15 protein-coding genes are annotated in these 14,113 nt (G+C 52.7%); 4 read left to right on the top strand and 11 right to left on the bottom strand.

What is annotated here, in order from left to right; all coding sequences use genetic code 11:
- Positions 1-5: 5 nt before the first annotated feature.
- From U9S71_RS14430 to rsmI, 3 genes are read right to left on the bottom strand one after another with little or no spacing between them, the layout of a single operon-like run.
- Positions 6-1,628: an ABC-F family ATP-binding cassette domain-containing protein gene (locus U9S71_RS14430; RefSeq protein WP_326328219.1), complete on the bottom strand. Its 1,623-nt coding sequence runs from the start codon at positions 1,626-1,628 to the stop codon at positions 6-8.
- A gap of 57 nt (positions 1,629-1,685) precedes the next feature.
- A complete protein-coding gene (locus U9S71_RS14425) occupies positions 1,686-2,693 on the bottom strand; it encodes a LacI family DNA-binding transcriptional regulator (RefSeq protein ID WP_326328218.1) in 1,008 nt (335 codons plus the stop codon).
- Between the two features lie 3 nt (positions 2,694-2,696).
- Entirely contained in the window at positions 2,697-3,377 is a 681-nt protein-coding gene (gene rsmI, locus U9S71_RS14420) for a 16S rRNA (cytidine(1402)-2'-O)-methyltransferase (protein WP_326328217.1), read from the bottom strand.
- A 35-nt stretch (positions 3,378-3,412) separates the two neighbouring features.
- Between rsmI and serS the strand changes: the two genes are divergently transcribed.
- Positions 3,413-4,684: a serine--tRNA ligase gene (gene serS, locus U9S71_RS14415; protein ID WP_326328216.1), complete on the top strand. Its 1,272-nt coding sequence runs from the start codon at positions 3,413-3,415 to the stop codon at positions 4,682-4,684.
- On the opposite strand, the gene U9S71_RS14410 is transcribed toward serS, so the two are convergent.
- The 4 genes from U9S71_RS14410 to U9S71_RS14395 all read right to left on the bottom strand — a co-directional run bounded on the left by U9S71_RS14410 (position 4,681) and on the right by U9S71_RS14395 (position 8,849).
- The gene (locus U9S71_RS14410; protein WP_326328215.1) at positions 4,681-5,403 is read right to left on the bottom strand and encodes a class I SAM-dependent methyltransferase; all 723 of its coding nucleotides are present in this window, start codon (positions 5,401-5,403) and stop codon (positions 4,681-4,683) included. The genes serS and U9S71_RS14410 overlap by 4 nt on opposite strands.
- Positions 5,390-6,556, bottom strand: coding sequence for a nicotinate phosphoribosyltransferase (gene pncB, locus U9S71_RS14405; protein ID WP_326328214.1), 1,167 nt, complete (start codon positions 6,554-6,556; stop codon positions 5,390-5,392). The genes U9S71_RS14410 and pncB overlap by 14 nt, the downstream gene beginning before the upstream one ends.
- Positions 6,557-6,577: 21 nt before the next feature.
- Entirely contained in the window at positions 6,578-7,333 is a 756-nt protein-coding gene (locus U9S71_RS14400) for an SGNH/GDSL hydrolase family protein (RefSeq protein WP_326328213.1), read from the bottom strand.
- 124 nt (positions 7,334-7,457) lie between these two features.
- A complete protein-coding gene (locus tag U9S71_RS14395; RefSeq protein WP_326328212.1) occupies positions 7,458-8,849 on the bottom strand; it encodes a DUF6600 domain-containing protein in 1,392 nt (463 codons plus the stop codon).
- 207 nt (positions 8,850-9,056) lie between these two features.
- Between U9S71_RS14395 and U9S71_RS14390 the strand changes: the two genes are divergently transcribed.
- The 3 genes from U9S71_RS14390 to U9S71_RS14380 are packed head-to-tail and all read left to right on the top strand — an operon-like array spanning position 9,057 to position 11,580.
- Complete coding sequence (locus U9S71_RS14390) at positions 9,057-9,821, top strand: MlaE family ABC transporter permease (RefSeq protein WP_326328211.1); 765 nt, start codon at positions 9,057-9,059, stop codon at positions 9,819-9,821.
- Entirely contained in the window at positions 9,821-10,594 is a 774-nt protein-coding gene (locus tag U9S71_RS14385) for an ABC transporter ATP-binding protein (protein WP_326328210.1), read from the top strand. The genes U9S71_RS14390 and U9S71_RS14385 overlap by 1 nt, the downstream gene beginning before the upstream one ends.
- 2 nt (positions 10,595-10,596) lie before the next feature.
- Positions 10,597-11,580: an MlaD family protein gene (locus U9S71_RS14380; RefSeq protein WP_326328209.1), complete on the top strand. Its 984-nt coding sequence runs from the start codon at positions 10,597-10,599 to the stop codon at positions 11,578-11,580.
- Between the two features lie 3 nt (positions 11,581-11,583).
- Here U9S71_RS14380 and U9S71_RS14375 read toward each other — a convergent pair whose 3' ends face one another.
- The 4 genes from U9S71_RS14375 to U9S71_RS14360 all read right to left on the bottom strand — a co-directional run bounded on the left by U9S71_RS14375 (position 11,584) and on the right by U9S71_RS14360 (position 13,944).
- Positions 11,584-12,486 (bottom strand): alpha/beta hydrolase, encoded by a 903-nt coding sequence (locus U9S71_RS14375; RefSeq protein ID WP_326328208.1) that lies wholly within the window; start codon positions 12,484-12,486, stop codon positions 11,584-11,586.
- A 273-nt stretch (positions 12,487-12,759) separates the two neighbouring features.
- Entirely contained in the window at positions 12,760-13,236 is a 477-nt protein-coding gene (locus U9S71_RS14370; protein ID WP_326328207.1) for a DUF4943 family protein, read from the bottom strand.
- A gap of 22 nt (positions 13,237-13,258) precedes the next feature.
- Positions 13,259-13,450 (bottom strand): PLDc N-terminal domain-containing protein, encoded by a 192-nt coding sequence (locus U9S71_RS14365; RefSeq protein WP_326328459.1) that lies wholly within the window; start codon positions 13,448-13,450, stop codon positions 13,259-13,261.
- Positions 13,451-13,674: 224 nt separating this feature from the next.
- Complete coding sequence (locus U9S71_RS14360) at positions 13,675-13,944, bottom strand: hypothetical protein (protein ID WP_326328206.1); 270 nt, start codon at positions 13,942-13,944, stop codon at positions 13,675-13,677.
- Between the last annotated feature and the right edge of the window lie 169 nt (positions 13,945-14,113).

Below are 14,113 nucleotides of genomic sequence, written 5' to 3'. Positions count from 1 at the left end.
GCGGGTTACACGTACATCGCTTCCCGCTGCTCTTTTACCACATCGCTGTTGACGTACTCGTCATAAGACATCAGCTTGTCGATGATGCCGCCCGGTGTCAGCTCAATGATGCGGTTGGCTACGGTCTGTGTCAGCTCATGGTCGCGCGAAGTAAACAGGACGCTTCCGCGGAAATCGACCAGCCCATTGTTCAGTGCCGTGATGGATTCCAGGTCCAAGTGGTTTGTTGGCTCGTCGAGCAGTAGCATATTGGCCTGCTGCAGCATCATCCGCGAGAACATGCAGCGCATTTTTTCGCCGCCCGATAATACCGAACATTTTTTCATCACTTCTTCTCCCGAAAAAAGCATCTTTCCCAAGAAGCCCCGGATGAACTGCTCATCCTTGTCTGCAGCGGAATACTCGCGCAGCCAGTCGATGAGGTTTTCTGATTTGCCTTCAAAATACGGACCATTGTCCATTGGGATGTCGGCAATGCTGATGGTGATGCCCCATTTGAAGCTACCCGTATGGTCCTTATCCCGTCCCGTCAATACATCGTAAAATGCCGTGGTGGCCAAGCTATTCTGCGAAAGCACCGCGATTTTGTCGCCTTTGTTCACCATGAAGTTCACATCACTGAACAATGTCTCGCCGTTGAGGGTTTTGCCCAAGTTCTCCACCTGCAGAATTTGGTCGCCCGCCTCGCGGGCCATGGTGTTGAACATAATAGCCGGATACTTCCGGTTGGACGGCTTAATCTCCTCGAAATTGATCTTCTCAAGCGCCTTCTTCCGGCTGGTGGCCTGCTTGGATTTGGAGGCGTTGGCGCTGAACCGGCGGATGAATTCCTGCAGTTCCTTCACCTTATCTTCCATCTTTTTGTTTTGGTCGGCGCGCTGCTTCAGGGCCAGCTGGCTGGATTCATACCAAAACGTATAGTTACCTGTATAGATGTTCATCTTGCCGAAGTCGATGTCTACCACATGGGTACATACCGAATCGAGGAAGTGTCTATCATGCGATACCACCAGCACAATGGCTTCGTAGCCTGCGAGGAAATCCTCCAGCCAGGCAATGGTATGGATGTCAAGGTCGTTGGTAGGCTCATCGAGGAGCAAGATGTCGGGGCTGCCGAAAAGTGCCTGCGCCAAGAGTACCCGCACCTTCTGGTTGCCGTCAAGTTCTTTCACCAATTTATAATGGAGGTTTTCGTCTATACCCAGGTTGCTGAGCAACGTGGCAGCGTCGCTTTCGGCATTCCAGCCATCCATTTCCGCAAATTTAGCTTCCAGCTCACCTGCCCGCTCTCCATCGGCATCCGTAAAGTCTTCCTTGGCGTAGATGGCATCCTTCTCTTTCATGATGTCATAGAGGGCCTTGTGCCCCATCATTACCGTTTCGATCACCGGAAACTCGTCAAATGCATAGTGGTCCTGGCTGAGCACTGCCATCCGTTCGCCCGGCGTGAAACTTACAGAACCCGAAGTCGGGTCCACATCGCCAGAGATGATTTTGAGAAACGTGGATTTGCCAGCACCGTTGGCACCAATGATGCCATAGCAGTTGCCAGGTGTGAACTTGAGGTTGACGTCTTCAAACAAAACCCGCTTACCATAGCGGAGCGAAAGATTGGATACATTAATCATGGCCGCAAAGGTACGGTTTAAAAAGTTAAATCGCGAGGCGGGATTAGCAGTGGGAACTTACCGCGCAATGAGTTTCGTTTCCAGTACGATGTTTTCAAAATCGTATACCGGGTACCGGCTTTCGATGAGTTGGATGAGCATGTCCATGGCTACGCGGCCCATTTCAAATGCCGGCTGGCGTACGCAGGTAAAACCCGGCTGGAAAAGATCCAGCACATCCGAGTTGGAGAAACCCGCTATCGCGGGATGGGTTTCTTTGGGTGCCAGTTTGTTGTAGGCGCTGAGGCAACCCATACTCAGTCGGTCGCTCGCCACAAAAATGGCATCCGGTTTCTCGTCCAAGTTGAGGAAATACCCTACTGCACCTTCAACCTCCTGCTGTATGCGCCCGCCGTGGTGGCAGTAGCGGATGAGCGACTCATCCAACTCGATGCCGTTGCTTTCCAGCGCCTCCCGGTACCCCTCCAGTCGCTCGGCGGTAATAGAAAGGTGCGGTGCATTGGCCAAGTGGGCTATTTTCTTGAAGCCCCGGCCAATGAGCGACTGTGTGGCATTCTGCGCGCCCATCAGGTTGTTGGAGGTAACCGTGTGGGTGTCGAAAGCATCGATGATGCGGTCAAAAAACACGATGGGCAGTCCTTGCTCATGCAGTTTCACGATGTGCGAAAAATCTTTTGTTTCGGCCGACATGGAAATGAGCAAGCCATCTACCGCACGGTTGGCCAGGTGCTGGATGTTTACCACCTCCCGCTCATAGGCATCGTGGCTCTGCGAAATGATCACATGGTACCCTTCGCCGTAGGCCACCGACTCGATGCCGTCTATGGCTTGGGAGAAGAAGCTGTTAGCCACCTCACACACCACCACCCCAATGGAGTAGCTGCGCCCATGGCGGAGGCTGGAAGCGATAGGGTTGCGGCGGTAGTTGTGCTGCTCGGCATAATCCACCACACGCTTTTTGGTTTCCTCGTTGATTTCGTGGCTGTCGCTGAGCGCGCGCGACACGGTAGACGGTGATAGGTCTAACGCCTGGGCGATATCTTTGATCGTAATGGACTTATACATGGCTCATCGTTTGTACGACACATCGTGCCCCTGCACGCAAACCACAAACTCGCCTTTGAGCGTATGCGTGTCGAAATGCAGCTTGAGTTCTGCCAACGTGCCCCGCACGGTTTCTTCAAAGACCTTGCTGATTTCGCGCGACACGGACGCGGGGCGTTCCGCACCGAATACTGTGATCAATTCATCGAGTGTTTTAAGCAGACGGTGGGGCGACTCGTAAAAGACCATGGTGCGGGTTTCGTCGGCAAGGGATTTCAGTCGCGTTTGCCGCCCTTTCTTTACCGGTAGGAATCCCTCGAAGCAGAAACGGTCGCACGGCAGGCCGGATGCAACCAGTGCCGGCACAAAGGCGGTGGCGCCAGGGAGGCATTGCACCGCCATGCCGTGTTTGATCGCTTCCCGTACCAGCAGGAATCCCGGATCGGATATGGCTGGGGTACCCGCGTCGGATATCAGGGCCACGGTTTTTCCATCCTCCAGAAAGCGGATGATTTCGGCCACGGCCTTGTGCTCGTTGTGCTGATGGTGGGCAAACACCTTTCCGGCAATGCCGAAATGTTTGAGCATGGGGGCGCTCGTGCGCGTATCCTCCGCGAGGATAAAATCCGCTTCTTTAAGGATGCGGATAGCCCGAAGCGTCATATCTTCAAGGTTACCGATGGGGGTGGGGACGAGGTAAAGCATTTTTGTTATTTTTGCAGCACAAAATAAAGAAATATATGTTGCAAGTTAATTATATCCGTGAAAACCGCGATCAGGTGATTGAACGTTTGGCTGTGCGGAACTTCCCAGGGGCAGAATTGGTGGATGACGTGATCGCGTTGGATGAACGCCGCCGACAGGTCCAGACCGAATCGGATGCCATCGCCGCAGCGGCGAATACCGCAGCCCGCCAAATCGGTGAGCTGATGCGCCAGGGCAAGCGCGATGAAGCGAAAGCGGCGAAAGCGCAATCGGGCGGATATAAGGAGCAGCAGAAGAAATTTGCCGAAGAGCTGGCGGCGGTGGAGGCCGACCTATACGAGAAACTCGTGCTCATTCCCAATGTGCCGCACCGGTCGGTACCGAAGGGTGTGGGTGCCGACGACAATGAGGTATTGCTGGAGCATGGCGAGCGGCCGGAGCTATCGGCGGGTTCGTTGCCCCACTGGGAACTGGCGGCCAAATACGATATCATCGATTTCGAACTGGGCAACAAAATAACCGGTGCGGGCTTTCCGGTATATAAAAGTAAAGGAGCACGGTTGCAGCGCGCCATGATCAACTTTTTTCTCGACCAAGCGGAAAAGGCAGGTTACAAAGAGGTGCAGCCGCCCATACTGATCAACGAAGCATCGGGCTTCGGCACGGGCCAGCTTCCCGACAAGGAAGGGCAGATGTACCATGTTGGGGTAGATGACCTTTATCTCATCCCTACGGCAGAAGTACCCATCACCAACCTGTACCGCGATACCATTGTGAAGGAAAGCGATTTCCCGATCAAACACACGGCCTACACACCCTGCTTCCGCCGGGAGGCCGGATCGTATGGTGCGCACGTGCGTGGACTCAATCGCTTGCACCAGTTCGATAAGGTAGAAGTCGTTCAGCTCGTCCATCCCGGCAAATCTTACGACGTGCTTGAGGAAATGAGTACGTACGTGCAGTCGTTATTGCAAGCACTCGAACTGCCCTATCGCGTATTACGGCTTTGCGGCGGCGACATGGGTTTTACCTCCGCGCTCACTTACGACATGGAGGTGTGGAGTGCGGCCCAGCAGCGTTGGCTGGAGGTGTCTTCCGTATCCAATTTCGAAACCTATCAAGCCAACCGGCTCAAAGTGCGGTTCAAGGGCGAAGACGGGAAAATGCAGCTGGCGCACACGCTCAATGGCAGTGCACTGGCGTTGCCGCGGATCCTGGCCTCCATTTTGGAAAACAACCAGACGGAAAAAGGCGTAAAGGTACCGACAGTATTGGTGCCGTATACCGGCTTCGAATGGGTAGACTAAGTGTGTTGTAACTCCATCCGCACCAGGTACTGGTCGTGCCCGTCTTCATACAAAACCTGCACCACCCAACCCAGCGGCCGCGCAATGCCGATGAGGGTGTCCTGGTCGACGAATAACCAATCGAAGGGTGCACTGCGCTTACCCTTGTAAGCATATTGGTACCGGATTTCACCGTAATAGCCTGCAGGCCTGTCCACGGCGCCATCGGCATAGAGGTAAGTGATATCTGACGAGTCGAAAAGGAGCTGGCCGCCCGGGGCCAGCAACGTTTTGCAGTGGTTGAGTAGCTTTTTCAGTCCCTCGATATTCCCGGCCACGCCGATGCCATTCATCAAAAAGAGAAGGGTATCATAACGGCCGTCGGCATACGCGAAAAAATCGGCCATTACCACTTGTTTCACACCGCGTGCACGCATCACCTCGCAGGCTAGGGGAGAGCGCTCCAGCGCCGTGACGTCCCTTCCCTGTTTTTGCAGAAATAAGGCATGGCTTCCCGCACCTGCGCCCACGTCGAGCACGTGCCCATCGCACAGCGCTAATGCAATGTGTTCCAACTCGGGGAAATCAATCGGCTGCCGGAAAAATTCGGCCACGGGCATTTCTTCCACACCACCGAAGCCGGTGTGCGTAAGCAGTTCATCTTTGCGGTTTCCTTGTAAATAATCATGAAGGGCTCGGCCCAATACATCAAGCGGCATAGTTTTCTTAAGGAATGTCAAGGATTTGTTTAGCAAGCGCAATCATCCCCTTGTCGCCGGTGTGCTTGCCTGGTTCATCAGAAAGTTTGATAACGGGTGTCCAATGCGCTTCCTCAGGGTGTGCTTCGGTCATTTTGATCACAATATTCATCGGTGGTAAGCCCACGTCGTTGGTGAAATTGGTGCCGATGCCAAACGATATCCCGATACGGTCGCGGCAATGCAGGGCGATGCGGGTTACCTTGTCTGCATCGAGTCCATCAGAGAAAATGATGGTCTTCGAACGCGGGTCGATGCCATGTTCCCGATAGTGGGCAATGGTCTTATCGGCGAAGGCCAGCGGGTCGCCACTGTCGTGCCGTACCCCGTCAAACAGTTTCGAGAGCTTCTTGTCGAATTGGGTGAAGAAAACATCGGTTGTATAAGTGTCGGAGAGGGCTATACCGAGGTCGCCGCGGTATACGTCCGACCAGTGTTCCAGACCCAGCAGGTTGGCCATCTTAAACCCGTATTTGGCGGCGTGGAACATGAACCATTCGTGTGCATGGGTGCCGATGGGCTTCGTTTGGTTGCGCATGGCCATGTGTACGTTGCTTGTGCCGATAAAGGTGCCCTCGCCCGCGGTACGGAGCGCCTGTGCCACCAGCCGATGCACCGAATAGGAGTGGCGCCGGCGGGTGCCGAACTCTGCGATGGTGACCCCCAGTCGCCCGTACCGCTCGATTTTCTCCGTGGCGGTGCTGACTACCTGTTCATCCGGTAGCCGCATCTGGCCGGTAAGCTGGTAGTAGAGCTCACAGATCAACGACATAATAGGCACCTCCCACAGGATGGTGCGGTACCAATAGCCTTCAATGGCCACGGTGAGCTCGCCGCCGTGTTGCTCAATGTGCACTTCCGTTGGGTCATAGCGGTACCCCTGCAGGAAGTCGAAATACGTGGGGTCGATGTAGGGACAAGTAGTGGCAAAGTAGTTTTTCTCGCGGTCGGTAAGCTGCAATTTGGCCAAATCGGCAATAGCGGTCTGTAATGCCGTTGCAAATCCGGCCGGGAACGCATGCCTGCCGCGGTTGATGAACTGATACTTTGCCCGCGCTTTTGGGAAAAGCTTCATCACCGCATGCTGCATGGTGAACTTATAAAAATCGTTATCCAGTATGGAGCTAATTGTCAATTGTCAATTGTTAGTTGTCAATTATTTCACTGCCTGCAGCCATGCCTCTGCCATCAACTGTGCGCCTGCCAAGGTCGTATGTACCCCATCGCCTGTCCAATAGGAGGCCGGGGCTTTTTTCGCAGCTTCGTCGAATACCCGTTGGTAGGGGATAAAGACAGCACGGTACTCGTCGGCTATTTCACGGGCCGCAGCGCGATATTCGTCGAACGCGGGGAACCAGTCGTCGGTAACGGCTTTCACATTATTTACAGCAAATGGCTCACCGATGATGAGCTTCACATCGGGAAGTGCCTTCATCGTACGGTCGAGCAGCTTCCGGAAGTCGTCGCGGTACACCTGGATGGTGCCATCGTAGTTGCCCGACAACGTATGCCAATAGTCGTTGACCCCGATCAGGATGCTCAGGATATTGGGTTTTATGGTAATACAGTCTTCTTCCCAACGGGCGTCCAGCTGATGTACCTTATTGCCGCTAATGCCCTTGTTGTAAACCGTTGGTTGCTTTGCCGCATGCGCGTTCAAGAGGCTGGCAGCGGCCAAAAGGGCATAACCGTGGCCCAGCGCGCCACTGTTGTTGGGCGAGCTGTTCTTTTTGTCCCGGCCGGCATCCGTAATGGAATCGCCCTGGAACAGGATGACATCGTTTTCCGCTATCCGGATTTTTGGTGCTGCAGCGGCAGGTGCGGTAGCTGCTTTTACGATTTCGGGGAGGCTGATGGCCAGCGCTGCGCCCGCCAAGGTGGTTCCTAAGAATTTTCTTCTACTATTATCCATGGTTATTCATTTGGTTTTGACAACTTCAAAGGTAGGTATTTATCAGGAAAAAATAACCCGTGCCGTTTTTAACGACACGGGTTACAGCTTCTTTGATTTCTATGATTTCGATCGGTCGCTCGCGTTACCCGCGGTCACGTCCAGAAGAACTTCTCCGTTCCGCCGACTTGCTGCGCGTAGCACTGCCCCGGCTGCTTTTTGAGCGGCTGCTCGTTGACGCTTTCGGGCGCGATGAAGACTGGCTCTTCACCGTGGTGCTGCGACTGGGGCGACTGGCCTGTTGCGAAGACCGGGTGCTTCGCGCCGGCGTGGCGCGCTGTGTGCGCGAAGACGATCGACTGCGCTGGTCCACCTTAGGTTGGCTGGCCTGGTGCACCGTGGTCGTTGTCGATCGGTTTTGGCGCTTTGGTCTTTCGGCACGTTTCGTCGAGCTGCGCGGCGTGTTGCCGGTGCCGCGTACTGAGTTCGATCTCGGCGTAGTGGTTTGTGTGCGTGTTGCCGGCTTAGCGGCCTCACGTGTCCGGCTTCGGCTATTTGTGCGTATAGCCTCGCGGCCGCTGTTCGAACGGGTTGGTCGCGTGGCCTCCGTATTGCGGCTACTGGTCGGCCTTGCCTTTCGGCTCTCGGTATTCCGTGTGGCCTGGCCACGCGTAGTGGTCGTATTGCGGCTGTTTGCCGCCCGCGAGGTGGGGGTCCGGCCATTGGTAACCCGATTGGACGAGCGTGCGGCCGACGCATCGGTTACCCGTGCGGGGCGTGCCGACGAGCGGCTGTTGCGCTCCACCTCGGGACGGTAGAGGCTTACCGATCGATTGTTTACCGACGCCCTTCCGGGGCGCGAAGCACGATTGATTTCACGTACCGCTACCCGGCGGCCGGTGGCGCGTTCAAGCTCGCCCCGGCGTGGACCGCTTACATACGTACGGTTGTTGTATACGTACGTATTGTTGATGATCGTTGTGGTATTATATATCCGTACCCGGTTACGATAGGGCACATAGTAGCTGTACAACCGGGGACTGCAGACATAGCGCTGCGGCACGAATACCCAATGATGGCGCGGTATGCCGAAATGCACGTTGATACTCATGCTCGGCCCCAGGGGTGCCCAGCCGTAGTAACCACCGCCACTCCGCCAGCTTACCCAGGCCGGTCCCCACTCGTAGCCCGGCACCCAGCCCCAGCCGTAGTAATCGGTATATATCCAACGGCCGTAGTGGAACGGGGCCCATCCCCACTCGTAGTTCGATACCCAAGTGTTTCCGTAGTTGGTCATCACCCAATGGCCGTTCGTAGCATAGGGCTGGAAACCCTGGTCAGCATAAGGAAGCCATATATATCCGTATTCAGGGTCGTTCACCCAATCCCCGTGAGGTGCCAATTCGTCGTAAAACAGTTGGAACGAAACGCTCATGCCGGGTTGGGCTTTTACGGCGTGTGTTGCCATGGTCGCTATAAAAGCGATTGTTGTCAGTAGCGTAAGTCCGGTTCTCTTCATCGTTTTTATCGTTTTCATGACTTGCTGATTTAAAGGTGCAACATTCTTGTTTGTTCTGGTAGTATGACTGTGCCTACACCCCGATGGTTTAATCCGGTGGTGCCGGAGCAGATCTCCAGTGCCAACGGTGTTCATTGTAGAACAATTTCCCAAAACATGCGTTTATATAAGGAAATTAACGGCTTTTTTAGCTAAATTTGCCGCCTTAACTGCGAAAATCTACGGATGGTAACAAAGAAAATCCTGCGTACACTTGTCGAATTAGCCAATATTCACCGGTTTGTGATGCGCTTCTTCCGGGAGGTATTCCGGCCGCCGTATGAGTTTAAGGAAATTATCCGCCAGTGTTATGAAATTGGCTGGAAATCACTGCCCCTTATTTCGCTGACCGGTTTTATTACCGGAATCGTTTTCACGAACCAATCGCGCCCTTCGCTGGCCGAGTTTGGCGCCACATCATGGCTGCCTGCATTGATATCCATCGCTATTATCCGGGCGCTGGCACCACTCGTTACGGCTCTTATCGCCTCAGGGAAAGTAGGCTCACAGATTGGTGCTGAGCTTGGGTCGATGAAGGTGACCGAGCAAATCGATGCCATGGAGGTATCGGGTACCAACCCCTTCAAATTCCTCGTGGTGAGTAGGGTGCTGGCAACCACCATCGGCATACCCATCCTCTCTTGCTACACCGCAGCCGTGGGCCTGCTGGGGGCATTCCTCAGTGTTAACCAGGTGGAAAACACCAGTTTCCGCGTATATTTCGACCAGGTGTTTGATGCCGTTACGTTTCTCGATGTGTTTTCACTGGTTTTGAAAGCGATTGTATTCGGCTTCACCATCGGCATCGTGGGCTGTTACCAGGGCTACCATTCATCCAAAGGTACTGAAGGGGTGGGGCGGGCGGCCAACTGGGCCGTGGTTATGTCGATGTTCCTGGTGTTCATTGAAGAAATCCTTATCGTGCAGATCATTCAAGCCATGCGTGCATAATGTTAAAGACAGGCGGACATATCGACTACGAAAAACGGGTGATTACCGTGCGGAATGTGAGCAAATCTTTCGGCGAACTGGACGTGCTGCGCGGTGTGGATCTTGATTTGTTTAAAGGTGAGAATTTGGTCGTGTTGGGGCGTTCGGGGACCGGTAAGTCGGTGCTGATCAAGCTGATATCTGGATTACTTAAACCCAATACGGGCACCATTGAGGTACTTGGGGAGCATGTGGATGAGCTTAGTGACAAAGAACTGCAGCAACTGCGGCTGAAAATCGGTTTTTCCTTCCAGAACAGTGCACTTTATGATAGCATGACCGTGCGCGAGAATCTGGAGTTTCCGCTGGTACGCAACAAACGGCACCTTTCGCGCAAGGAAATCAACTACGAAGTGGAAGATGTGCTGGATGCGGTCGGATTGTTACCTACCCTCAACCAGATGCCTGCAGAGCTGTCCGGCGGGCAACGCAAGCGCATCGGCATCGCCCGTACGCTCATCCTGCGGCCCGAAATCATCATGTATGATGAGCCGACAGCCGGCCTCGACCCGATTACCTGCATCGAGATCAACGGACTCATCAACGAAGTGCAGGAGAAGTATAAGACCTCTTCGATCATCATTACGCACGACCTGGCCTGCGCCAAAAGTGTTGGCGACCGCATTGTGATGTTGTTGGACGGACGGTTTGAGCGGGAGGGAAGCTTTGATCAGATTTTTGATACAGACGACGGCCGTGTGAAGCCGTTTCATGACTACAACTTTATTCAGTAACTATGAGTGCTAGCGAAAATAAACGTTCAGTAATCGTCGGATTGTTTGTGCTGATTGGAATCATCATACTTGTGGCGGGCATCCTGGTGCTTGGCGGTCAGCAGAATCGCTTTTCGAAGACGGTTACGGTAACCACGGTATTCGATGATGTAAGCGGCCTGAAAGCGGGTAACAACGTGTGGTTTTCCGGTGTGAAGATCGGAACCATCAAAAGCATCCGTTTCAAGAACCTCCAAGACGTGGAAATCGCGATGGATATCGAGGCGTCATCGCGCGAATACATCCGCAAAGATGCGGTGGCCGAAATCGGGTCGGAAAGCTTCATCGGCAACAAACTGATTGTCATCAAAGGCGGTAGCAGCGATGTGCCTGCCATCGAAGAGGGTGATGTGCTGAAAGCCGCGGAGGCGGGTGGACTCGATGCCATGATGGCCACCCTGCAGGTGAATAATGAAAACTTGGTCGAAATTACTCGCAATTTCGGCGAAATCAGTGGTCGTATTGCCCGCGGCGAAGGCACCATGGGTGCCGTGCTAACGGACTCGCTGATGGCCGTGCAGATCAAGCAGATGATCAGTAACCTCAACCAAACCGCGGCCAATACCGCTAAAGCATCCGGTGCGCTCAACCAGTTGACCACCAAGTTGAATGCGGAAGGGACATTGATCAATGACCTGCTTACGGATACCGTGGTTTACGCCAACCTTCGCGGCGCCGTGGCCGAGCTTCAAGGTATCACCCAAACGGCATCGGCTTTGGTGACCAATTTGAATCAAACCGCCGGTAAATTGGACGATAAGGACAATGCCATCGGCGTACTACTCAACGATCCCGAAGCGGCCGAGAACATCAAACAGACCTTGATCAATCTCGAGACGAGTACCGAAAAACTGGACCAGAACATGGAAGCGTTACAGCATAATTTTCTGTTCCGTGGGTTTTTCAGGAAGCAGGCGAAGAAGGAGGCAAAATATCCCCACCAGTAATTACTAGGTTTTCTCGAGCCACACCACAATGTCGTCGAAAACCGATTTTTGATCACATTCATTGAGTATCTCATGGCGCATGCCGGGATATACCTTTAGTTCCACCCGCTCAAAGCCCCCTTTCCGCAATGCCCGCACGGTTTTTATCACGCCGTTCCCAAAGTCGCCGATAGGGTCGTTTGCGCCGCTTACAAAAAGCATTGGCAGGCTTTTCGGTATGTTTTCCGCCCAATTTGATTTTGTCGCTTCTACATTGACGGAGATGAGGCCAAAGAACGCGTTATTGCTGAAGTTTACGCCGCATAGCTCATCCTGCAGGAATGCGTTCCGGTTGGCAAGGTTGGCACTTAGCCAATTCGTTCCGTCATTTGGATGTTCATGCCTGAATTTTCTGTTGTTAATTTTCGAAAAGAGGGCGTTGAGTCGCTCGCTCCGGCGTTTGGGTGCAACCTGGTTAACTACAGATAATACCGGACGAAAGAGAGCCGCCAAAGGATTTGGCCCTCCTGTTCCCATTAAAATTGCACCCGCAAAGTGGTGCGGCACCCTTTTTAATAGGAGTCGGGCAATAAACGACCCCATGGAGTGCCCCATCAGGATGAGTTTTTCACCGGCGAACCGTTGCGCCATGAAGTGCACCATATGTTCCGCGTCGTCAATCAGGCACCCGCCGGGATTATTCGTACGGAAAAAGCCCAATTCCGCCTCCGTTTTCGCCGTTCGCCCATGCCCGATGTGGTCATACGTGAGTACCGCATAACCGCGCGCTTTTAAATAATTGGCGAAGCGCTCATACCGTCCGCTATGTTCTTGCATGCCATGCAGGATGAGGACGACCGCCTTGATCGCCCCTCCGGGCGGTTGGTATATCGTATAGTGGATATGATCGGGTATCGTATTTTCCATTGCTATGCTTACGGCTAAAGGTAAGAAATAGATTACATAGATTTTGGATGAGGCTCGGCAGCTTTCCACTACCTATCAATCGTCATATCGAAGTATGCGTTCTGTTGCTTTCCAATACTTAGCCAATCGTCTTTTCGCTTTATCAGTATAAAAGCTGTAGATAGCAACAAACTCACGATCCTTTTTTTGAAATATTACCTCAATTCTGCTACTCCGTTGAATCAGGGCTCCCTATATGTTAGCCATTAACCTGCATCTGATGATATCCCTATACTATTCCGCTATCGTATAAATCTGCCAAGTCAGCCCACTACCTTCCAGCGGATCGGCACCCTTAAGTTCCGCAGGGCTTTTACCTTTGTTCTCGGCCCACCAATCTTTATAATACGGTAATACCTCGCTGAGGGCTACCTCTCGGCTAATGTCTTGTTCGTCAAACACCCGAACCGTCGAAGACGGCCAGTCAACTTGAAGCCTTACTGCCTCAATGGTGTAGAGCATCACTAATCCCACCTCCATAGAACCACCGTAATATGACGAATACATAGGCCGTGGGTAATTGGATACCATCTGTTTATCCGAAGCATGCTGCATTAACGCATCAATATATGACGCGTTGAAAGCAGGTAGCTTAATTTCCTCATATCGCTCCGCCTTCACTTCGCGCACAAACCTTTCCACTATATCCACCTCACTTTTCTTGCAGGCAATCACCACGAAGGCAATTACGGTTACGTAAATGAATTTCATCTCTGAATGATTAATATCTAGTCTATATGGAGGGCTCCCCACTACCTTTCCGGCCAACCACCAAATAAATTAGACTCCCGATAAAAGGAGCTATGAGTATGATGATGAGCCAAAGCAGTTTGCTGTTGCCTTGCAGCCGGTTGTTCCTGATGCAGTGAATCAAGCAATATATATACAGTATGACCGTGAGAAAGACCGGCCATATTAAAATCATCTCTTGGGTTCCGAGATTCAAAAAAAGTAATTCCATAATTTTTCCGTTTTTACTAGTTCCTATTTTGCTGGCACAGACCGTGGAGCGGTTGCCTGCCTTCGGTTATAAATTGTCATGCTTAAAGGTAAGTGGGCCATCCCACTTTTGCAAATTTTCGCTGAAATTTCTCATTAGCGCTGAGGTTGGTTTGTGAATGAGTAAATTCTTAAACTGTTCCAATTCTTTCAGAAAGTCGCCAAACTACAGGTCTGGTTGCCGGTAACCATTACTGGGCCGTTTTTGGTTTCTGGAGGCGCGATGTCCAGTCGGTCGCCCGGAGAAATGAACAAGTTGTAATTTTGCAGGTTTGCCGCCCGTATACGCATGAATACGGGTTCGTCAAGGTCGAGTTTCACGCTGCCATGGCCGTCGTTGAGCGGAACACGTATTATCCAAAACCAATCGGTTTTTTCTCGTGTGGCGTCGTGATAAAATCGGATTTTATTTTTCCTCATATTGGTCCGGGCTCACGGAAAATCGGTGACTGACCAATTTCTTCGGGCTGTAAACCTACATGTTCTAATGAAGATTTTATCGCCGCCCGGTTGGAAAACGAAACGGTTTGGCTAACGCAAGCGTAAATGGCAGAGTTATTTCAAAAAGGGCGAACAACAGTTACCGAAC

Source organism: Parapedobacter flavus (assembly GCF_035818675.1).
Classification (GTDB): domain Bacteria; phylum Bacteroidota; class Bacteroidia; order Sphingobacteriales; family Sphingobacteriaceae; genus Parapedobacter; species Parapedobacter flavus.
This window is presented reverse-complemented; position numbering and strand designations above follow the sequence as displayed.